The sequence below is a fragment of the Floccifex sp. genome (assembly GCF_051873495.1).
Taxonomy (GTDB): Bacteria; Bacillota_I; Bacilli_A; order Erysipelotrichales; family Erysipelotrichaceae; genus Floccifex.
In genome coordinates this window covers 24,601-44,252 of the sequence record NZ_JBJEEX010000051.1, presented here as the reverse complement: position 1 = coordinate 44,252, position 19,652 = coordinate 24,601, and the positions used below count along the sequence as shown (strand labels likewise).

Here is a 19,652-nt window from a genome sequence, read left to right as displayed (position 1 = left end):
ACAATAATATCAGAATTTAAAAAGACTGTCGACCACTTTGTCAACAGTCTGAAAGAATGGAGTTAATTCCATTCTTTTTTTGTGCAAAAAAATAAGCTCAATTGAGCTTATTTTTGTTTTTTCTTACGAATAATTAAGGAAATGTACTTATATGCCATAAAGATTGCGAAGGCAGCAGCTAAATAACTAAATACGATAATAGCTGTTTTTCCTTTTACGTTATCAGAAATAAATGTATTCACAATCAATAGAATTCCTAGTGCAGCATATAAACCAAAGCGAATCAATAAATCTTGGTTAGAAGCTTCAATCATTTGATCCACTGGTTTAACACGATCTTTTTTATCGAAGTTTGTGGATTTAGGTAATTGTTTTAGGAAAGAACGGAATTTATATTCTAAAAAGATTCCGATTACAACGGTGATTCCTAATGATAAAAAGATATTTAATTCGAATAAAATGTACAACAATACAAAGGCGATAATACATAGAACAAATCGTGATTGATATGTTTTAAATGTATTTAATTGATCTTGACGGATTTTATAGGCTAATTTATTTCTTTTGTCATAATAAATGGTATTTCCAAATTTATCCGTATACATATTCGGACCAGATAAAATTGTATTTGAAAAACTGGCTTTATTATTTTGTTTCATATAATCTCTCACTTTCTTATAAATGATAACACAAGTAACTTTATTATAGCGAATTTTTTGTTCATTAATTAATCATCGTTTTGCACAATTTAGTATGGTTATTGTTTTTCGCTTTTTAAAAAATATAATACAAATTGAAAAGACCTGTAGAGGAGGATATTATGTTATTTAATAAAACAGAAGAAACTTGGAAAGAGTTAAACGGGTACTGGACAGCAAAAGAAATTTTACAACAACCAGCTACTTGGACAAAAACAATTGCACAAGTAAAAAATGAAAAAGATGCGATCAAAGCATTTATCGAAAGAACTACTAAAAATGAAGACTACGACATCATTTTAACTGGAGCAGGTACAAGTGAATTCGTAGGAAATTCAATCTATGCTTATTTATCAAAGAAAAATAACTATAAAGTTAAATCATATGCTACAACAGACATCGTTGCCGATCCTGAAAGCTATTTATCATCAACAAAACCAACTTTATTGATTAGCTACGGACGTTCTGGTAACTCTCCTGAATCTGTTGCTGCTGTTGAAGTTGCGAATACTGTATGTGGAGAAAACATCAACCACTTATTTGTAACTTGTAATGCAAATGGTGCTTTATCTAAATATGCTGTAGGTAAAGATAACTGCTATGCAATTAATTTAACACCAGAAACACATGACCAAAGTTTTGCCATGACTTCATCTTATTCAAATATGTATTTAGCTACTTTATTAGCTTTCAATATTGATAACTTAGATGAATTCAGCAAACAAGTAGAAGTTATTATTGAAAAAACACAAGCTTTCTTAGATTCAACTTGGACTAAAGCAAGTGATATCGTTGATGAATTTGATTTCAAACGTATCGTTTATTTAGGAAGCAACAACAATAAAGGGGTTGCTCAAGAATCTGCATTAAAAATGTGTGAATTAAATGGTGGTACAATCGATACTGTATTTGATACTCCAATGGGATTCAGACATGGACCTAAATCAGTAATCAACCCAGAAACTTTATGTGTTGTTTATATGTCAGATGATCCATATACTCGTCAATATGAATATGACATCATCAAAGAAATGAGCCCAGAACGTAAAGGAAACAAAATCTTAGTTGTTTCATCTAAAGATGATGACATCAAAGAATATGCGGATTACTTTATTTCATTTGACAATGGTGAAGATTTAGAAAATGTATTATTAGGTCTTGAATACATCACTGTTGCTCAAACAATTTCATTATTTAAATCATTAAAATCTGGATACACTCCTGATAATCCTTGTCCATCTGGAGAAGTAAACCGTGTTGTTAAGGGTGTAATTATTTACCCATATACTAAAAAATAGGAGGAACTATGGTAGGAATTATCGTTACAGGACATGGTCGTTTTGCCACTGGTTTAACGAGCTCAATTAACTTAATTGCTGGTCCACAAGAAAACTATGTTGCTGTGGATTTTGAACAAGAAGTAGATCAATTACAAGCTGATTTAACAGCTGCTATTGAATCATTAAAAGATTGCGAAGGAATTATTGTTTTCTCTGATTTAGCTGGTGGTTCACCATTTAAAACAGCTGTATTAATTGCACAATCATATCAAAATGTAGAAGTAATTGCAGGTACAAATCTTCCAATGTTAGCAGAAGTTGTAATGGCTAGACAATTTGGTATGGATACTGAAACATTAGTAAACACTGCTTTAAATACAGGAAAAGATCAAATCACTCGTTTTGAAATGTCTCAAATCGAAGTTGAAGAAAACGATGATTTTTCAGATGGAATCTAGGTGGAATATATGTTAAAAGTAGTACGTGCACGCGACTATAAAGATATGTCAAGAAAGGCTGCCAATATTATTTCAGCTCAAATCATTTTAAAAAATGATTGTGTATTAGGATTGGCAACAGGATCAACTCCTATTGGAATTTATGATACTTTAGCTCATTGGTGTGACAAAGGAGACTTAGATTTTTCACAAGTTAAAACAGTAAACTTGGATGAATATGTTGGTCTTGATGGAACACATGATCAAAGTTATCGTTATTTCATGAATAAAAATTTATTCAATCGTGTAAATATTGATATCAACAACACAAATGTACCAAATGGTAAAGCTGAAAATGCTGAAGAAGAATGTGAAAGATATCATAATGTGATTGAATCAATGGGTGGAATTGATCTTCAATTATTAGGAATCGGAAACAATGGACACATTGGATTCAATGAACCAAGTGATGTATTTGAAGAAAAAGTACATAAAGTAGAATTAACAGAAAGTACAATTCAAGCAAACTCACGTTTATTTGATTCAATTGATGATGTTCCTAGATACGCTTATACAATGGGAATTGGTGAAATCATGAGTGCTAAGAGAATTTTAATCGTAGCTTCAGGTAAAGCTAAGGCTCCAATTGTAAAAGAATTAATTGAAGGATCTGTGACTCCACAAGTTCCTGCATCTATTTTAAAATTCCATGATGATGTAATTTTAATTGCAGATGAAGAAGCTTTAAGTTTAGTTAAATAAGAAAAGACAGCGCAAGCTGTCTTTTTATAATATTTTATTGGCATATTCACTTGGATTAATGCCAAATTTTTGTTTAAATCGACGTGAAAAATAATGAATGCTTGAAAAACCTAAAATAGATGCAATCTCAGAAATCGTGTATTTACTTTCTTTGATTAATAATTTACTTTTTTCAAGTTTTAAATTGCTTATATATTCCTTAGGTGCAACATTTAAGTTATTACGAAATAAAGTTTGTAGTGTACTACGACTTAGGGCAAAGTAATCACATATTTCTTCAACGTTTAAAGAAGTATAAATATTTTGATTGATATGAAGTAATATTTCATTCATTAATTCGTTTTCAAATCTTTGTTGCATTGGTGTGCTGGCAACTTTATTTTCTTTTTGAGTTGCAGAAATTAAAATGGAATTAATAACTTTTTCTAATGAAAAAATCATATCATTTTCATCATATGGTGATTTTGAATCATCAGCCTGTACAAACTTTTCTAGAGCACTACGTGCTTCTCTTGAAATCTTAAATACTCTTTCTGTAATCTTTGCTTTGTCGTCTTCTGAAATATCCATCGAAACAATAAAAGTTAAATACGAACAAACGCCTTCTTTAGTGCTTTGTGTGTGAAATTGTTCAGGAGCGTATACAATTAATTCATTGGAATGAACTTCAAAGTCATTTCCTTCAATATTTGTATATAATGTACCCGAATCAACATAAGTGATTTCCCAGTGCTGATCTTTTTCACCAATAAAAGTATAGTTTGAACTACGTATGTTGTAGTAATAGGCTACGAGTTCATTAATACGAAGAGTTGGTTTTATTTTTTTATGGCAATAAATATTTTTAAAGAATTTATTAATAATTGAAGTGGATTGAGAAAATGCCATTTCAATTTTTGCTTGGTTTCCTAATGGTATAAAATTAAAAAAGGTACCTTTATTAATTTTAATCGTACGATGAATGACAAATTCTTCAAATTGATCTGGATCCAGTACATTTGATACAACTAACATACAAATTCCTTCACATGTTTTAACGTATACATCATCATCTGCGACAAACATATAGGTAAAAGAATCATTTTGAATCGTTAAAATGTGATTTTCATCGTATGATTGATCAGAAGAATCTCCGTAAACATCTCCATATTTTAAAAATTCAACGCTTGAAGTCTTATTAAACATAGTATTTTCCCTTTCTTTGTTGTATTTTTTGTTAATTATAATCCAATTTTTGCATTTTTAATATAAAAACGATGTAAAAAATCAAATTTTTTTTAGATTATTTAAAATGCAAGGGTAAATAATTGTTCATTTTTCTTTATTTTTGTGATAAAATCTTCAAATGTGTTTGTTTATAGTGTATTTGTTAGCTTTTGAAACCGTAATTTTTTAATTTTTTTGCTGAATTAAAGCGTTTACATTTCGATTTTTTATTAAAAAAAACAAAACGGAGCTCAAAAACTGTAAATATTTTTTAAGTAAAAAAAACTATAATACAAGCATAGAGGACAAAAGAGTGCGTCCTAAGAAGGGAGAGTTTTTTATGCCAAACATCGTTTTAACAAGAATTGACAATCGTTTAATTCATGGACAAGTTGCTACTCAATGGTGTGGATCTGTTGGAGCTAACTTATTATTAGTTGCCAATGATGCAGTATCTACTGATAAATTGCGTCAAGGGTTAATGAATATGGCTGCTCCAGGTTATGCTCAAACGAGATATTTCTCAATTGACAAAACAATCCAAATTATTGGTAAAGCAAGTCCTAAACAAATGATCGCCATTATTTGTGAAACACCACAAGACGTATTAAGACTTGTGGAAGGTGGAGTTCCTATTAAAAAAGTAAACATCGGGAACATGCACATGTCAGAAGGTAAACGTCAAGTTGCTACAAGTGTTGCTGTAGATGACGATGATGTTGCTACTTTCAAAAAATTGCAAGAATTGGGTGTTGAACTTGAAATTCGTCGAGTTCCTCAATATGCTGCAGAAGATTTAGATAAATTATTTAAATAATCTAAATCAAAAAAATCAAACTAGAGAACAAGAATTGGAGAAGAAAAAAATATGAATGTTATTGAAATTGTTTTATTAGCAATCGTCACTTTTATTTTCGCTATCGACCAATTCTCATTAACTGAAATTATGTATCGTCCAATCGTTGCTTGTCCTATTATTGGATTAATCCTTGGAGATGTTCAAACAGGATTAGTAATTGGTGGTACTTATGAATTAATGATGATTGGTAACATGCCAGTTGGTGGGGCTCAGCCTCCTAACGCTGTATTAGGATCTATCGTAGCTATGATTTTCGCTGTTAAAGCTGATATGGATATCAACGCTGCTTTAGGTGCTTGTATGATTTTCGCTACTTTCGGTCAATATGTTGTAACATTAACATTTACTGTAATGTCAGGATTAATGGCTAAAGCTGATAAAGCTGCTGCTGAAGCTAACCCTAAAGGAATCACTGCTGTATTAAATACTTCAATGTTAATTTTAGGTTCATTATTCGCAGTAATCGCTATCATCGCTTATGTTGGTGGTGTTGCAATGTCAGGTGCTTTACAATCATTATCTGAAAATGCTTCTTGGTTCATGGGTGGTTTAAGTGCTGCCGGTGGTATGATGCGTTTCGTCGGATTCGCTATCTTATTAAAGATCATGTTAGCAAACGATATGTGGGGTTACTTATTAGCTGGTTTCGTAGTTGCATTAGTAATTGGAAACATCGATGCATTAGCATCAGCTACATTATTATTAGTTGCATTCCTAGGAGTATTCTTAGCATTGAATGACTTCAGAATGAGTGGAATGAACAAGAAAATTGAAGAAGGAGGAATGAGCGATGGAATCTAATCAAAACTTAAGATACGTAGATACTACCCCAGCTCCTCGTGTTAGCAAAAAAACTATTAACAAAATGGTTTGGCGTTCTTGCCAATTACAAGCTGCGTTCAACTACGAACGTATGCAATCAGCTGGATGGTTATGGGCAATGTTACCTGGACTTCAAGAAATCCACACTAACAAAGAAGACTTAGCTACTTCTATGACTCATAACATGGACTTCATTAATACTCACCCATTCGCTGTAACATTCGTTATGGGTATCGTATTATCAATGGAACAATTAAAAACTGATCCACAAACTATTCGTTCAGTACGTATTTCTGTTGCTGCTCCATTAGGAGGAATCGGAGATGCATTATTCTGGTATACATTAGTTCCTATTACTGCTGGTTTAACAGCTAATATGGCTATTGATGGTTCTATGATGGGACCAATCCTATACTTCATCGTATTATTCGGATGCGAAATGGCATTACGTTATGGATTATTATATTGGTCTTACAACTTGGGTATGAAAGCTGTCAGCATGATGACTGAATATGCTCAAGAATTTACTCACGCTGCTTCTATCTTAGGAGTATTCGTTGTTGGTGCATTAATTGCTAACTATGGTGGTGGTACTCAATTAGGTATCGTTATCGAAAACGGTGAAAGCCCAATCGTTATTCAAAACTACTTGAATATGATCTTACCTTGCTTATTACCATTATTATTAACTTTATTAATGTATTTCTTAATTAAGAAAAAAGGTTGGACACCTGTTAAATGTATCGGTCTAATCTTAGTAATTGGTATTGTTGGAGCAATCTTCGGTATCTGGGCTGGTGGATATACACCATTAGTACCAGTTCCTTGGACTGTAGCCTAAGATCAATTGCATAAAATACTCTCTTATTTGAGGCTCGATTATTCGAGCCTCTTTTGTTATTATAAGAATGAAAGAGGACAACGTGTTTAAGAAGACATCAAGTGTGGATTTCTTGAAATATGGAGAAGTGTATACGGATCACACGCATAGTAAAGAATCCCATAAAAACAATTACATATTAAACGCAACAAGTGATTCTATTACTTATTTTTTAAGGGCAACAGATGATGTGTATTTAAAATCAATTGAGGGCATTTCGTTATTGATTATTACCGATGATATCAATAATGAATCTTATGATGAATTTGTGGTGCATCGTATTATTAAAATCAATAAGGGAAATTATTTTAATGTAATTCCATTAGGAGAATGTTCTAAAGTCGAATTGGCATTTCTAAAGGGATGTCGAATTGAAAATATATTCTTAGAAAAAGAATATTCTTATCATCGTATTTTGCCAGAAATTAATATTAAAGAATTAATTGCGTATTATTACAACGTGAGAAATAGTCACTATCAATTTGCAGGGGAATCTTTGCGCTATTGGGAAATTACTTATGTAGATTCAGGTGTTCTTCATACGTTTGTAGATGGAATTGAATACGTATTACATGCCAATGAGTTAATGATTTATGGACCAAATCAATTCCATGATCAAAATACCCATGATAATTCATGTTCTTATTTATCAATTATTGTTGATATGGACTTAAAAAAAGAAGAAGACCACTTAAAATTAATTAATAAAGTTTTCCCAGTTAGTCGTTCTATGAAAGCATCTCTTGATCATTTTGTAGAAGGAAGTTCAACTAAAAGTAATGTATTATTATTTTCTTCATTAAATCGCATCATTTCTTCGCTTTTATTATCAGAAACCGATAAAAAAGTCGCAAGTACACCAATGCAACAGAACTTTGAAAATGAACTAATAAATGAAATACTACTTTATATTAATGAAAATATTTTTAGTGATTTTAATAACGTAGAAGAATTGTGTCAACACTTTGGATTGTCTAGAAGCTCTCTTCAAAATCTTTTTAATAATAACTTACATATAGCTCCTAAACGCTATATCTTAAATATGAAATTGAATAAGAGTAAAGAATTAATAAGAGAAAGTAAGTATACAATATCAGAAATATCTAACTTATTAGGATTTTCAAGCATTCATTACTTTTCTCGTCGTTTTAAACAAGAATACGGCATTAGTCCTACTGAATATGCCAATAAAATATATAAGCCAGAATAAAATCTGGCTTATTTTTAAAATTTAAATAAATTTAATCCCACTTCTTCATTAAATACACGATCGACGGTTCCATCAATCACTGTAATAATCATTTCACAAGTAGCAGATACAATGGCTTTATTTAGATGTCCACCAAATACTTCTCCTTTATCGTTTCCAGCACTTAGATGAAGATGACAATAAAATTCATTATTCATTGTATTAATTGTTCCTGTTAGAGATACAATTTCATAGCTTCCTTCAAAATGATTCGCATAGTATTGTTTTTCATCACATTTAAATACACCAACAGTAAAATCATTGATAGCTCCTAAAGCTTGAATAGAAGCAAGTTTTATATTTTCTTTTAATGCGATTTCCTTTACTTGTTCTAGTATTTCTTCGTTTTTGTCTATACGAACAACAATAGTATTTTCAAATCTTTTATATTCCATAATTATTTCTCCTCTGGATAATAGAAATCCCAAGACTTTCTGATTTCTGTCATTAATTTCATAACATCACGAGTATAATCCAAGCACATTGAAGAACCATTTAAAATAGCTTGTTCCATGTCGTTCACTTCATATACTAATGCATCACTAGTATCTCCACATTGAATAACTTCCTTATGACCATCACTAGTATAAGTAATCGTAGCTTCTTGTCCACGTGGATATTCATAGATTTCAATATAACCTTGATCATAAGCTAATGTAGCACGTTTTGGTTGTTTGGCATGAAGTGTTAAGGCAATGGTAGCCATTTGTCCATCTGGATTCATTAATAAAATACCAGCTTGTTCATCGACACCACTAGGAGCCATTTTAACTTGAGAAAGTACTTGATCTGGACAACTTGACATAAAGTAACGACATAAAGATAGGGCATATACACCAATGTCCAATAAAGCTCCACCTGCTAAGTTAGGATTAAAGAAACGATTATTCATATCATATTCTTTATAGCTACCAAAGTTCATTTGAATCATTTTTAATTCACCTAACTGAACCTCTTTTAGTTTTTTATAAATTGGCATGTGGAAAATGGTCATAGCCTCCGCAAGAATCACATTATGTTCATTCGCTAAGCGAATAGCTTCTTCTAATTCATCTGAATTTAAAGTAATAGCTTTTTCACATAGAACATGCTTACCATTAGCTAAAGCTTTTCTTAAATATTGAATATGCGTATTGTGGGGAGTAGAAATATAAATGATATCAACATTTTCATCTTCAAACACATCATCAATACAATCATATACTTTTTCTATATTATACTTATTCGCAAATGCGATTGCTTTATCATGCGTACGATTCGCAACACTATATAAATTTCTTCCTTGTTTTTGTAGAGCCTGTGCTAATTGATTCGCAATTACACCACAACCTAAAGTTGCCCAATTTAATGTTTTCATTTTTTCCTCCTTATTGACTCAATGTCTAATGCGTTTTCAACTTGATAAATATGAGCTTGCATCATTTCATAAGCTTTTTGTTCGTCTTGTTGCTCGATAGCTAAGACAATGTTTTTATGAAATTCACAAGACTTTAAAAAATGTTGAGAATCACGGGTATTCTCTTTAGAAAAATAATGTTGTTCCATAGTGACACTACGAATGGCTTCAATGATTTGTACCAAAAAGTTATTGTGACTACTTGCGGCAATGCTTAAATGAACTTTTCCATCGTAATCCATCATTTCTTCTTCACTAATTTGATGCGCATAGTATTGTTTTGTTGCTTGTTCATGTTGATTTAAAACATCATGTAAGTTTTCTAAATCACTTTTAGTTCGATTACGAGCGGCTAATTTAGCTCCATCGGCTTCTAATAAAGAACGCGCTTCAAAAACTTCATCTACCATAAATCGATCACAGAAACCATATTTAGTAATGATAGTCGATAAAATATGCGAATCTTTATTGCTTACGTAGGTTCCAGATCCTTGACGAACTTCTAAAATACCCAGAGTTGATAAAATCGTAATGGCCTCACGTAAAGGAACCCGTGAAATTCCAAGGTTTTCAGATAACTGTCGTTCATTAAGAATTTTATCTCCTGGTTTTAAATTATTTTCTTTTATTTCTTCTAGAAAATAATTTAAGGCAATATCTCTAGCACTTTGTTCCATACTTCCTCCAATTGGTATAACCATTTTGATTATACCAATTATATCATAATTGATTCTGTATTCAATAAGAATTAAAATAAATCTAGGAGGAATTAATATGAATCAAACAATTGAACAACTATATAATCGTAAAAGCGTACGAGTTTTTACAGATCAAAAAATAAGTAAAGAAATTGAAGAAGAAATTTTAGAAGCTGCTTTTCAAGCACCTACAGCAGGTAACCAACAATTGTATACCATTCTAAAAATCAGTGATGAAAACATTAAAAAAGAACTATGTGAAACTTGTGATCATCAATCATTTATTGCCCAAGGACAATTGGTTTTAGTATTTTTAGCGGATTGTAAAAAATGGTACGATGCGTACAATTACGGAAACTGTAATCCTAGAAAACCAGGAGTAGGAGATTTACTTTTAGCTGTTGATGATGCTCTAATTGCAGCTCAAAACGCAGTAGTGGCAGCAGAAAGCTATGGCATTGGTTCTTGTTACATTGGAGACGTAATGGAAAACTATGAACGACAAAGAGAATTATTGAATTTACCGGAATATGTTTTCCCAGCCGCTTTATTAGTATTTGGATATCCAACCCAACAACAAAAAGATAGAGTAAAACCACTTCGCCAAAATAAAAAATACATTGTACAAGAAAACACATACCAGGAATTAAAGGAAGAAGAATTAAAGGATATGTTATCGAATAAATGTGATCCAACTTTATATGATTCTTGGATTCAAGCTTTCTGTACAAGAAAATATAACTCAGAGTTTTCAAAAGAAATGACAAGATCTGTACAAAAGTACTTAGATCAATTTGAGGGATAAACTATGGAATACAGTAAAATAATGAAAGTAACACCAAAAGAATTATTTGATGCCTTTGAATTATCAATTATTGAAGATATTCATCAAGCTACAAATAAAAAGGTTCATAAAATTCAAACGGGTACGCAATATAGTAAAAAAGGGAAACACGATACTATTCATGTAAAAGTTGAATCATTTGTTCCAGGTAAAGAATATAAAGCGAATATTTCAAATTCTAAAGAAATTGTGAAAATGGCATATGTTGTAGAAGACCTTAATGATGGTACGTGTAATGTAACATATACAGAAGATTATTTTGATATTAAGAATGAAGAAAATAAGAAGGGAAGAATTTCGTCTTTTCGTTTTAAACAAGCGGCTTCGAAACAATTTAAAACAATTGAAAAATATATTTTAAGTCATAGGGTTGACAAAGAGGAACAAAATAAATAAAATAGAATTGGAATAATTCTAAAGGAGGCTAATATGACTAAATACGCTAAAATGATACTCGATTTAATCAATTTATCTAATTGTCATTTAACCGCTGAAGAGATTTATTTCAAGATGAAAGAACAGAACAGTAAGATTGTCTTAGCTACTGTTTACAACAATCTTTCGAGTTTATATGATCAAGGACTCATTCATAAAGTGAAGGTCGATGGACAACCAGATCGTTATGACAAAATCATTCGCCACGATCATTTGATTTGTAAGAAATGTGGAAAAATTACGGATTTGTTTTTAACGGATTTAACGTCATCACTTCAAAATCAATTGGATGTACCAGTTGAGTCATATGATTTAAATATAAGCTATGTATGTGAAGATTGTCGCCATGAAAGAAATTAAAACGGAGGAAATAAATATGTCAAAATGGGTATGTAAAGTATGTGGATATGTATATGAAGGAGATGTTTTACCAGAAGATTATGTATGTCCTTTATGTAAGAAACCAGCTTCAGTTTTTGAAAAAGTAGAAGAAGCTAAATCTAATCCTTATGCAGGAACACAAACAGAAAAGAACTTAGAAACTGCTTTTGCAGGTGAATCACAAGCACGCAATAAATATACTTTCTTTGCTTCAGTTGCGAAAAAAGAAGGTTTCGAACAAATTAGTGCTTTATTCCAAAAAACAGCTGATAATGAAAAAGAACACGCTAAAATGTGGTTCAAAGAATTAAATGGAATTGGATCAACTGCCGATAACTTATTGTCAGCTGCTGAAGGTGAAAACTACGAATGGACTGATATGTATGATGGATTTGCCAAAACAGCTGAAGAAGAAGGATTCCCTGAATTGGCTAAAAAATTCAGAATGGTAGCTGCTATTGAAAAACACCATGAAGAACGTTATAGAGCGTTATTAAAGAATGTGGAAATGGCAGAAGTATTTGCGAAAAGTGAAGTAAAAGTTTGGGAATGCCGTAACTGTGGTCACATTGTAGTGGGAACACAAGCTCCAGAAGTTTGTCCGGTATGTGATCATCCACAAGCTTATTTTGAAATTCATGCTGAAAATTATTAATTTAATTGACAAAGTGTATTGTTCAAAAGCAACAATACACTTTTTTTTTATGTGTTCAAAACAACTAAAACAACGATATTTCAAGTCTTGTTTTTAATTAAATTTGGCATAATATTAGAAATCGAGGTGGCACTATGAATTATTATATTGACGGACAACAAACCGGGCAAAGAACATTTTGGGCGGCAGTGAATACGCTAGCAGGAGAATTTCAAAAGGAATTATTATTGGAAGGAAAGAAAGTAAGAATTGCGCAAAGTTTATATTGGATTGAAGTAAATAACGTAAATTATGTGTAAACCCTTTCAAAGTTTCTTGATTTTAAAAAATGGGTATGATAGTATCTAAATGTAATTTATGGATTGTTAGAGTTGACCGTGACTACACAAAACCTGTTTACAGTTTTTTTCTGTGAGCAGGTTTTTTTATTTTTTAGGAGGAAGCATGCTGATTAAAAAAATCCTGAATAACAACGCCGTCATCACATTAAACGATCGTAAAGAAGAGATTGTTGTAATGGGGAAAGCCATTGCTTATGGAAAAAAAGCAGGCGATGACGTTGATGTATCTAAGATTCAAAAATGTTTTGAAGTGTGTTTAAAGCCAAATCAAAAGAAAATGATGAATATGTTGAAAGATATTCCTATTGAATACATGGAAATATCGGATCAAGTCATTCAAAAAGCTCGTAAAGAACTAAATACGGAAATTGATGATTTGTTGTATATCACATTAACAGATCATATTCATTCAAGTATTGAACGATTTAAAGATGGAATTCCATTAAAAAATCAATTAATACATGAAATTAAGCATTTTTATAAAGATGAATATGAACTAGGTTTATGGACATTGGAATTAATTAAAGAGAAATACGACATTGAAATGCCAGAAGACGAAGCTGGCTTTATTGCGATGCATATTGTAAGCAGTGAAGTTGGAAAAGATATGGGAGATGTCTATGAAATTACTAATTTAATTCAAGAAGTATTAAGTATTGTGAAATTGTATTTTCAAGTTGAATTAGATGAAAATTCATTGTCTTATTATCGCTTTGTGACACATTTAAAATACTTTGGGAAACGTATTTTTACTAAGGCAACCCAAAATAATGATCCTTTAAATCAAGATTTATTGGAAATTATGAAGGAAAAATACATTCAATCTTATCTTTGTTCTTTAAAAATTAAAACTTTTATTGAAGAGAGATATAACTATGTATTAGAAAGTGAAGAGTGTTTGTTTTTAACAATTCATATTGCTAAGGTCATCCAAGAAAAATAAATATGAATTGCTTAAATAAAAAAAATAAAAGGAGAAAAAAGATGAAGTATGAAAATTTAGCTCGTGAGATTTTGAGCGCAGTCGGTGGAAAGAAAAACATCGCATCATTAACACATTGTATGACACGTTTACGTTTTACGTTCAATGACAATGCCAAAGTGGATGAACAAAAATTAGAAAACATTGAAGGAGTTGTTTCTTTAGTAAAATCAGGGGGACAATATCAAGTTGTAATCGGTACACACGTACACGATGTATATTTAGATGTTTGTGAATTAGCGGGAATTAAAGAAGATGAACCAATTGAAGAAAAAAAGAAAAAAGGATTTGTTTCTAGTTTAATCGGAGCTATCACAGGATGTATCGGACCAATTATCCCAGTATTAGTTGGATGTGGATTGGGTCGTTGTATTTTAATGATTATCAGTATGCTTGGATTGGCAAATGCTGAAACAAGTTATACATACTATATTTTTAATTTTGTATTTGATGCTGGATATTATTTCTTACCAGTATTTACAGCGGTTGCTGCTGCCAAACACTTTAAATGTAATCCATTTATTGCAGCTGTATTAGGAGCTGCTTTAGTACATCCAAACTGGACAGCTACTACAAGTCCTATTATTCAAGAAGTAGGAAAAATGTTTAGTGTAATCCCAGTATTTGGAATTTCATATACATCAAGTTTCTTACCTGCTATCTTAGTAACTTGGGCAATGAGTAAAGTAGAACATGGATTAAATAAAGTAACACCACAAGTTGTGAAAAACTTAGTTGTTCCACTAGGAACTTTATTAATCATGATTCCAATTGAATTCACTATTTTAGCTCCATTGATGGGAATTATCTCAATCTATTTAGGAAAAGCATTATTATGGTGCTACAATACATTAGGAATGTTTGGATTGGCTATTCTATGCTTCGTATATCCATGGGTTGTTACTTGTGGAATGCATGCGCCATTAGCTGTTGCCGGAATGCAATTATTAGCTGCCAATGGATATGATCCAATTTCAAGAACCTTAACACTTACTGCGAATATGGCACAAGGAGCTGCTTGTATTGCGGTTGGAATTAAAACAAAAAATAGAGACTTAAAAGAAACTTCATTTTCTTCTGCTGTTACAGCTTTAATCGGTGGAATCACAGAACCAGCTATTTATGGAGTTACTTTAAAATTAAAGAAACCAATGATTGCGGTATCGATTGGATCAATGGTAGCTGGATTATATGCTGGATTCTGTGGATTAAAAGCTTATGCCTTCATGTCACCAAGCTTAGTTAACTTTGCGATGTGGGCTGGACCAGATGGAAGTTCTAATTTAATTAATGCGTTTGTGACAATTGCAATTTCAATGGTAGTCACTTTCATTATGACATTGGTATTAGGATGGGAAGAGCCAGAAGAAAAAACACAAATTCAAAAGAAATCATCAAATGTTGTTAATACTGTTTCAGCACCTGTAACAGGAAAAGTTGTAGCGTTAAAAGATGTAAACGACAAAGCATTTTCATCTGAAGCATTAGGAAAAGGTGTTGCGATTATTCCAGAAGAAGGAAAAGTGTATGCACCAGAAGATGGAATTGTTTCTGCTTTATTTGATACAAAACACGCAATTGGAATCACAACAAAAGATGGTGTTGAAGTTTTAATTCACATTGGGATTGATACAGTTAACTTAGCTGGTAAAGGATTTACTTCTCATGTAGCACAAAACCAACAAGTTAAAAAAGGTGATTGTTTAGTTGAATTTGATTTAGATGAAATCAAAAAAGAAAACTATGATACAACAACTATGGTTGTAATCACAAACACTTCAAATTACTTAGAAGTCATTCCAACAAAAGAAGGAAAAGTTCAAACAGGTGATGCATTACTTACAGTAATGTAAAGATAGGAGTACTTATGATATACGCAGATTTACATGTACACACAAATTATAGCGATGGAACACAGACAATCGAAGAAGTAATGTCACTAGCGAAAGAAAAAGGAATTAAAGCAGTGGCAATCACAGACCATGATACGGTATTTCACTGGGATCAAGTAAAAGAAATTAGTGAACAATTTGGTATTACACCCATTCGTGGAGTGGAAATGAGTTGTTACGACTTTGATGTGTATAAAAAAGTTCATATTGTGGGATTGTTTCTAAATGATCATCCAGAACATGTGAATCAATTATGTCAAGAAACACTTTTAAAACGCGATGCATATCATCATGAATTAATTGAAGAACTAAATAAAAAAGGATTAGACATTACATATGAGGACGCAAAGAAATTTGCGCCTCATAATATTGTCTTTAAAATGCATTTATTCTTAGCCATTGTTTCTAAATACCCAGAATATGCTACTAAAGCGAAATATCGTGAATTATTCGCATCTAAAACAACCAAAGAAACGGACATGAAAATGGGATATATCGAAGTACAACAAGGAATTCAAGCTATTTTAAAAGACGGTGGAATTCCAATTCTTGCCCATCCATGTGAATACGATAATTACGATGAAATTGAAAAATATGTAGGCTATGGTTTAAAAGGAATTGAGATTTCTCATTCGAGCATGAAAGAACAAGACTATGTTTTGACAAAACAATATGCCAAGAACTATAATTTACTACAATCTGGTGGAAGTGATTTCCATGATAAGAAATTATCAATCATGGGACAACACGGTTTGACTAAAGAACAATTTGAACAATTATGTAAGGAAAGTCATCATGAAATTAAATATTAATAACTTTAGAGATATTTCTGGATATACAAACACAGAAGGAAAAACAATGAAACCAAATATGATTTTTAGAGGAGCTTCTCTTGATAAAATCACAGACGAACAAGCAAAATATATGGAAGATACATTAAATATTCGACATATTTTAGATTATCGTGATCAACAAGAAGCAAATTCTAAAAAAGATTATCCTTTTGAAAAAGCTGAATACGAAAGAATTTCAGCTTTAATCACTTCAAATAATGAAGCACAAGGATTTGATTTTGGAGAATTATTAAAAAAAGAAATGACGCCATCTCATCTAACCTATATGACAAACTATTTATTAGATGGATATTCACACATGCCATTTAATAATCCTGCTTATCATCGTTTATTTGATTTATTATTGGAAAACGATGGATGTGTATATTTCCATTGTTCAGCAGGAAAAGATCGTACCGGAATTGCAGGCTTCTTAATTATGATTGCTTTAAAAATGACAGAAGAAGATGCGATTCAAGAATACTTAAAATCAAATGCATCATTAAAAGACTTTGTAGAAGGTTTTTATGCTTCAATGAATGTTCCTGATGAATATCGTAAATACGGAGATGAATTGTTGTATGTGAATGAAAAGAATATTCAATGCACAATTAAAGCCATTAAAGAAAAATACAGTTCATATGATGAATTCTTAGAAAAAGAATATGGACTTGATGAAAATAAAAGAAATCAATTAATTTCAATTTATTGTGAATAAGGAAGTACAATGAGCATTTTAGAAAATTGGCCCCATGGAATTATTGTCTTTCGTATTTTAATTGCCACAATTTGTGGTGCTTTAATTGGATCTGAAAGAACAAGTCGAAATAAAGGAGCAGGATTAAGAACCCATGCGATTTTATCATTAGGAGCTTGTCTAATAATGTGCTTATCAAAATATGGATTTACTGATTTAGCAACAAACGGAGATCCAGCTCGATTGGCTGCCCAAATTGTCAGTGGAATCGGATTTTTAGGAGCCGGTGTTATTTATGTACGACATGGATCTGTTTCAGGTCTTACCACAGCAGCTGGAATTTGGACGACATCTGCTATTGGTATGTGTATAGGAGCTGGTTTATATGATGTTGGAATCTTAGCCACTTGTATGATTTTATTTATTCAAATGTTGTTTCATAAAGGGAAGATTGTAAAGATGGCTCACTCATCGATTATGATTCAAATTGAAACTAAAAATCAAAAGGAATTACTACAAGATCTACAAAGTGTATTTGATTCAATGGATGTGCAAATTCAAGACTATAAAATTGTGAAAACACAATCTGATTCAATTTTATTTGAATTTGAAGGATTAGCACCACGTAAATTTAATAAAGAAACATTATTTTCAAAAATATTAGATAAAGACTATGTAATTTCATTGGAAAGTTAGGGATTCGTAAAAACGAATCCTATTTTTTTATCTGATTTATGAATAGAAGAATACATTAAGTATAAACATTATTTTACCAAACACATCGTAAATGCAATGATATTAGCTTTTCTAGTTTCAATCATTGGATTTTGATAAGTGGTTTCTATTTTTTTCATAAAAATGTTCTTCTGCTTTAACAAATATATTTAAGTTCTTACACTGATAATGAAAATTCTTTAGTAATAATATCTGTTATGAGAAAATCTTTTTTTATAAGTTTCCTTAAGAATTATTTTATGATACAGATATAATCATTTTTTTACTCATTTATTGTTTATTACTCTTATTAAACCTCCATACAATAGAACTGGAACAACAAATAGCATATGTTAAATTTGTTAAAAAGTCAGGTTCATTTATATGGATCATAACCCAAAAAGTCAAAGGAATACTTACTATAAACAATATGATATTCTTCACTTTATTAGAAAAAGATTTTTTGGTTAGCCAACACATAAGTGCAACTATAACAATAATGACACCAATAATGTAGGCTAGCGTTTCAAATATACCATAAATCATAATATTTTAATTAATCAGGTAGCGAGCATTTGATAAGTAGTTTCTTGGGCAAAAATTGATACAGTTCCTAAGTTATTAAAGATTCCTACACACGTACAAAAAGTTAATAAAGATGTAAAGATTTTTTTCATAAATTTGTTCTTCCTTTATCACTACATATTTAATATACATCAAAGCATCTTTGAATAAATTAACTGACAATTATGTTTTTATTAAGAAATCTTAAAGATAATTAACGTTTATTAATTTAAACCATTTAATACAAAAAAATGAACCTCTATTGAGGTTCGATTAAAATTATTTTTAAATACAAAAAAGCCTTTAGGCTAACCTAAAGGCAATCTCTGATATAAGTGGTGGTCCCAGCCGGAATTGAACCAGCGACACACGGATTTTCAGTCCGTTGCTCTACCAACTGAGCTATGAGACCATAAAAAATGGTTGCGGGAGAAGGATTTGAACCAACGACCTCCGGGTTATGAGCCCGACGAGCTACCAGACTGCTCTATCCCGCGATATAAAAGATGGCGGAGAAGCTGGGATTCGAACCCAGGCGCCGCTTGCACGACCTACCGGTTTTCAAGACCGGACCCTTCAGCCACTTGGGTACTTCTCCATGTGTGTTAAAATTTTGGTGGACCCTGCAGGACTCGAACCTGCGACCGATCGGTTATGAGCCGACTGCTCTGACCAACTGCGCTAAGGGTCCAAACAAGGTTGGTGGCTGGAGTGAGACTCGAACTCACGACCTTCCGGGTATGAACCGGATGCTCTAGCCAACTAAGCTACCCAGCCAGATGGTCGGGATGACAGGATTTGAACCTGCGACCCCTTGATCCCAAATCAAGTGCACTACCAAGCTGTGCTACATCCCGATGATGGCGCGCCCTGCAGGAATCGAACCCACAACCTTTTGATCCGTAGTCAAACGCTCTATCCAGTTGAGCTAAGGGCGCATCAATTAGTGCCTAAATAATATACCATGAGGTAAACATCTTTGCAAGCATAAATTTAAATTTTTTTTTATTTTTTTTAAAACTTTTTT

At 31.8% G+C, this 19,652-nt stretch carries 22 protein-coding genes and 7 tRNA genes; 17 read left to right on the top strand and 12 right to left on the bottom strand.

What is annotated here, in order from left to right; genetic code table 11:
• Positions 1 to 107 precede the first annotated feature (107 nt).
• On the bottom strand, positions 108 to 659 hold the full coding sequence (locus ACI313_RS03355; RefSeq protein WP_320608994.1) for a hypothetical protein: 552 nt from the start codon (positions 657 to 659) through the stop codon (positions 108 to 110).
• A gap of 161 nt (positions 660 to 820) precedes the next feature.
• Here ACI313_RS03355 and ACI313_RS03350 point away from each other — a divergent pair, with 161 nt between their 5' ends.
• The 3 genes from ACI313_RS03350 to nagB are packed head-to-tail and all read left to right on the top strand — an operon-like array spanning position 821 to position 3,177.
• Positions 821 to 1,996, top strand: a complete 1,176-nt coding sequence (locus ACI313_RS03350) for an SIS domain-containing protein (RefSeq protein ID WP_320608993.1) — start codon at positions 821 to 823, stop codon at positions 1,994 to 1,996.
• Between the two features lie 8 nt (positions 1,997 to 2,004).
• Positions 2,005 to 2,436 carry a PTS galactosamine/N-acetylgalactosamine transporter subunit IIA gene (agaF, locus tag ACI313_RS03345; protein WP_320608992.1) on the top strand — a complete coding sequence of 144 codons (432 nt, stop codon included), beginning with the start codon at positions 2,005 to 2,007 and terminating at the stop codon, positions 2,434 to 2,436.
• A gap of 9 nt (positions 2,437 to 2,445) precedes the next feature.
• On the top strand, positions 2,446 to 3,177 hold the full coding sequence (gene nagB / locus ACI313_RS03340) for a glucosamine-6-phosphate deaminase (protein WP_320608991.1): 732 nt from the start codon (positions 2,446 to 2,448) through the stop codon (positions 3,175 to 3,177).
• A 24-nt stretch (positions 3,178 to 3,201) separates the two neighbouring features.
• Here nagB and ACI313_RS03335 read toward each other — a convergent pair whose 3' ends face one another.
• Positions 3,202 to 4,362, bottom strand: coding sequence for a helix-turn-helix domain-containing protein (locus ACI313_RS03335; protein ID WP_320608990.1), 1,161 nt, complete (start codon positions 4,360 to 4,362; stop codon positions 3,202 to 3,204).
• Positions 4,363 to 4,723: 361 nt separating this feature from the next.
• Here ACI313_RS03335 and agaB point away from each other — a divergent pair, with 361 nt between their 5' ends.
• The 4 genes from agaB (at position 4,724) to ACI313_RS03315 (ending at position 8,154) form a co-directional block, all read left to right on the top strand.
• Positions 4,724 to 5,200, top strand: coding sequence for a PTS galactosamine transporter subunit IIB (agaB, locus tag ACI313_RS03330; RefSeq protein WP_320608989.1), 477 nt, complete (start codon positions 4,724 to 4,726; stop codon positions 5,198 to 5,200).
• A gap of 51 nt (positions 5,201 to 5,251) precedes the next feature.
• Positions 5,252 to 6,043, top strand: coding sequence for a PTS mannose/fructose/sorbose/N-acetylgalactosamine transporter subunit IIC (locus tag ACI313_RS03325; protein ID WP_320608988.1), 792 nt, complete (start codon positions 5,252 to 5,254; stop codon positions 6,041 to 6,043).
• Positions 6,033 to 6,905: a PTS system mannose/fructose/sorbose family transporter subunit IID gene (locus ACI313_RS03320; RefSeq protein ID WP_320608987.1), complete on the top strand. Its 873-nt coding sequence runs from the start codon at positions 6,033 to 6,035 to the stop codon at positions 6,903 to 6,905. The genes ACI313_RS03325 and ACI313_RS03320 overlap by 11 nt, the downstream gene beginning before the upstream one ends.
• Positions 6,906 to 6,987: 82 nt before the next feature.
• The gene (locus ACI313_RS03315) at positions 6,988 to 8,154 is read left to right on the top strand and encodes a helix-turn-helix domain-containing protein (protein WP_320104472.1); all 1,167 of its coding nucleotides are present in this window, start codon (positions 6,988 to 6,990) and stop codon (positions 8,152 to 8,154) included.
• 14 nt (positions 8,155 to 8,168) lie between these two features.
• Here ACI313_RS03315 and ACI313_RS03310 read toward each other — a convergent pair whose 3' ends face one another.
• From ACI313_RS03310 to ACI313_RS03300, 3 genes are read right to left on the bottom strand one after another with little or no spacing between them, the layout of a single operon-like run.
• Positions 8,169 to 8,588, bottom strand: coding sequence for a PPC domain-containing DNA-binding protein (locus ACI313_RS03310; RefSeq protein WP_320608986.1), 420 nt, complete (start codon positions 8,586 to 8,588; stop codon positions 8,169 to 8,171).
• A 2-nt stretch (positions 8,589 to 8,590) separates the two neighbouring features.
• Positions 8,591 to 9,550, bottom strand: a complete 960-nt coding sequence (locus tag ACI313_RS03305; protein WP_320608985.1) for a Gfo/Idh/MocA family protein — start codon at positions 9,548 to 9,550, stop codon at positions 8,591 to 8,593.
• The gene (locus ACI313_RS03300) at positions 9,547 to 10,290 is read right to left on the bottom strand and encodes a FadR/GntR family transcriptional regulator (protein ID WP_320608984.1); all 744 of its coding nucleotides are present in this window, start codon (positions 10,288 to 10,290) and stop codon (positions 9,547 to 9,549) included. The genes ACI313_RS03305 and ACI313_RS03300 overlap by 4 nt, the downstream gene beginning before the upstream one ends.
• Before the next feature lie 73 nt (positions 10,291 to 10,363).
• On the opposite strand from ACI313_RS03300, the gene ACI313_RS03295 reads away from it, so the two are divergent.
• From ACI313_RS03295 to ACI313_RS03250, 10 genes are all read left to right on the top strand, one after another.
• Positions 10,364 to 11,092 carry a nitroreductase family protein gene (locus ACI313_RS03295; RefSeq protein WP_439755263.1) on the top strand — a complete coding sequence of 243 codons (729 nt, stop codon included), beginning with the start codon at positions 10,364 to 10,366 and terminating at the stop codon, positions 11,090 to 11,092.
• 3 nt (positions 11,093 to 11,095) lie between these two features.
• Entirely contained in the window at positions 11,096 to 11,527 is a 432-nt protein-coding gene (locus ACI313_RS03290; RefSeq protein ID WP_439755262.1) for a DUF3284 domain-containing protein, read from the top strand.
• A 33-nt stretch (positions 11,528 to 11,560) separates the two neighbouring features.
• A complete protein-coding gene (locus tag ACI313_RS03285) occupies positions 11,561 to 11,926 on the top strand; it encodes a Fur family transcriptional regulator (RefSeq protein WP_320104471.1) in 366 nt (121 codons plus the stop codon).
• A gap of 16 nt (positions 11,927 to 11,942) precedes the next feature.
• Positions 11,943 to 12,602 (top strand): rubrerythrin, encoded by a 660-nt coding sequence (gene rbr, locus ACI313_RS03280; RefSeq protein WP_320608981.1) that lies wholly within the window; start codon positions 11,943 to 11,945, stop codon positions 12,600 to 12,602.
• A gap of 134 nt (positions 12,603 to 12,736) precedes the next feature.
• On the top strand, positions 12,737 to 12,901 hold the full coding sequence (locus ACI313_RS03275) for a hypothetical protein (protein WP_320608980.1): 165 nt from the start codon (positions 12,737 to 12,739) through the stop codon (positions 12,899 to 12,901).
• Between the two features lie 145 nt (positions 12,902 to 13,046).
• Positions 13,047 to 13,886 (top strand): BglG family transcription antiterminator LicT, encoded by an 840-nt coding sequence (gene licT, locus ACI313_RS03270; RefSeq protein WP_439755261.1) that lies wholly within the window; start codon positions 13,047 to 13,049, stop codon positions 13,884 to 13,886.
• A 41-nt stretch (positions 13,887 to 13,927) separates the two neighbouring features.
• Positions 13,928 to 15,778 (top strand): beta-glucoside-specific PTS transporter subunit IIABC, encoded by a 1,851-nt coding sequence (locus tag ACI313_RS03265; RefSeq protein WP_439755260.1) that lies wholly within the window; start codon positions 13,928 to 13,930, stop codon positions 15,776 to 15,778.
• Between the two features lie 14 nt (positions 15,779 to 15,792).
• Positions 15,793 to 16,629, top strand: coding sequence for a PHP domain-containing protein (locus ACI313_RS03260; RefSeq protein ID WP_320608978.1), 837 nt, complete (start codon positions 15,793 to 15,795; stop codon positions 16,627 to 16,629).
• Entirely contained in the window at positions 16,613 to 17,368 is a 756-nt protein-coding gene (locus ACI313_RS03255; RefSeq protein WP_439755259.1) for a tyrosine-protein phosphatase, read from the top strand. The genes ACI313_RS03260 and ACI313_RS03255 overlap by 17 nt, the downstream gene beginning before the upstream one ends.
• 9 nt (positions 17,369 to 17,377) lie before the next feature.
• A complete protein-coding gene (locus ACI313_RS03250; protein WP_320608976.1) occupies positions 17,378 to 18,043 on the top strand; it encodes an MgtC/SapB family protein in 666 nt (221 codons plus the stop codon).
• A gap of 918 nt (positions 18,044 to 18,961) precedes the next feature.
• On the opposite strand, the gene ACI313_RS03245 is transcribed toward ACI313_RS03250, so the two are convergent.
• From ACI313_RS03245 to ACI313_RS03215, 7 genes are all read right to left on the bottom strand, one after another.
• A tRNA-Phe gene (locus ACI313_RS03245) sits at positions 18,962 to 19,037 on the bottom strand.
• 8 nt (positions 19,038 to 19,045) lie between these two features.
• Positions 19,046 to 19,122 (bottom strand) — tRNA-Met (locus ACI313_RS03240).
• Positions 19,123 to 19,132: 10 nt separating this feature from the next.
• Positions 19,133 to 19,223, bottom strand: a tRNA-Ser gene (locus ACI313_RS03235).
• A 16-nt stretch (positions 19,224 to 19,239) separates the two neighbouring features.
• Positions 19,240 to 19,316, bottom strand: a tRNA-Ile gene (locus ACI313_RS03230).
• A 9-nt stretch (positions 19,317 to 19,325) separates the two neighbouring features.
• Positions 19,326 to 19,402, bottom strand: a tRNA-Met gene (locus ACI313_RS03225).
• A 3-nt stretch (positions 19,403 to 19,405) separates the two neighbouring features.
• A tRNA-Pro gene (locus ACI313_RS03220) sits at positions 19,406 to 19,482 on the bottom strand.
• A 4-nt stretch (positions 19,483 to 19,486) separates the two neighbouring features.
• Positions 19,487 to 19,563 (bottom strand) — tRNA-Arg (locus ACI313_RS03215).
• Between the last annotated feature and the right edge of the window lie 89 nt (positions 19,564 to 19,652).

What these genes read in the sequence shown, in the direction of transcription:
- ACI313_RS03355 (WP_320608994.1), bottom strand. Translation starts at nt 659, where the DNA reads ATGAAACAAAATAATAAAGCCAGTTTTTCAAATACAATTTTATCTGGT.
- ACI313_RS03350 (WP_320608993.1), top strand. Translation starts at nt 821, where the DNA reads ATGTTATTTAATAAAACAGAAGAAACTTGGAAAGAGTTAAACGGGTAC.
- agaF (WP_320608992.1), top strand. Translation starts at nt 2,005, where the DNA reads ATGGTAGGAATTATCGTTACAGGACATGGTCGTTTTGCCACTGGTTTA.
- nagB (WP_320608991.1), top strand. Translation starts at nt 2,446, where the DNA reads ATGTTAAAAGTAGTACGTGCACGCGACTATAAAGATATGTCAAGAAAG.
- ACI313_RS03335 (WP_320608990.1), bottom strand. Translation starts at nt 4,362, where the DNA reads ATGTTTAATAAGACTTCAAGCGTTGAATTTTTAAAATATGGAGATGTT.
- agaB (WP_320608989.1), top strand. Translation starts at nt 4,724, where the DNA reads ATGCCAAACATCGTTTTAACAAGAATTGACAATCGTTTAATTCATGGA.
- ACI313_RS03325 (WP_320608988.1), top strand. Translation starts at nt 5,252, where the DNA reads ATGAATGTTATTGAAATTGTTTTATTAGCAATCGTCACTTTTATTTTC.
- ACI313_RS03320 (WP_320608987.1), top strand. Translation starts at nt 6,033, where the DNA reads ATGGAATCTAATCAAAACTTAAGATACGTAGATACTACCCCAGCTCCT.
- ACI313_RS03310 (WP_320608986.1), bottom strand. Translation starts at nt 8,588, where the DNA reads ATGGAATATAAAAGATTTGAAAATACTATTGTTGTTCGTATAGACAAA.
- ACI313_RS03305 (WP_320608985.1), bottom strand. Translation starts at nt 9,550, where the DNA reads ATGAAAACATTAAATTGGGCAACTTTAGGTTGTGGTGTAATTGCGAAT.
- ACI313_RS03300 (WP_320608984.1), bottom strand. Translation starts at nt 10,290, where the DNA reads ATGGTTATACCAATTGGAGGAAGTATGGAACAAAGTGCTAGAGATATT.
- ACI313_RS03295 (WP_439755263.1), top strand. Translation starts at nt 10,364, where the DNA reads ATGAATCAAACAATTGAACAACTATATAATCGTAAAAGCGTACGAGTT.
- ACI313_RS03290 (WP_439755262.1), top strand. Translation starts at nt 11,096, where the DNA reads ATGGAATACAGTAAAATAATGAAAGTAACACCAAAAGAATTATTTGAT.
- ACI313_RS03285 (WP_320104471.1), top strand. Translation starts at nt 11,561, where the DNA reads ATGACTAAATACGCTAAAATGATACTCGATTTAATCAATTTATCTAAT.
- rbr (WP_320608981.1), top strand. Translation starts at nt 11,943, where the DNA reads ATGTCAAAATGGGTATGTAAAGTATGTGGATATGTATATGAAGGAGAT.
- ACI313_RS03275 (WP_320608980.1), top strand. Translation starts at nt 12,737, where the DNA reads ATGAATTATTATATTGACGGACAACAAACCGGGCAAAGAACATTTTGG.
- licT (WP_439755261.1), top strand. Translation starts at nt 13,047, where the DNA reads ATGCTGATTAAAAAAATCCTGAATAACAACGCCGTCATCACATTAAAC.
- ACI313_RS03265 (WP_439755260.1), top strand. Translation starts at nt 13,928, where the DNA reads ATGAAGTATGAAAATTTAGCTCGTGAGATTTTGAGCGCAGTCGGTGGA.
- ACI313_RS03260 (WP_320608978.1), top strand. Translation starts at nt 15,793, where the DNA reads ATGATATACGCAGATTTACATGTACACACAAATTATAGCGATGGAACA.
- ACI313_RS03255 (WP_439755259.1), top strand. Translation starts at nt 16,613, where the DNA reads ATGAAATTAAATATTAATAACTTTAGAGATATTTCTGGATATACAAAC.
- ACI313_RS03250 (WP_320608976.1), top strand. Translation starts at nt 17,378, where the DNA reads ATGAGCATTTTAGAAAATTGGCCCCATGGAATTATTGTCTTTCGTATT.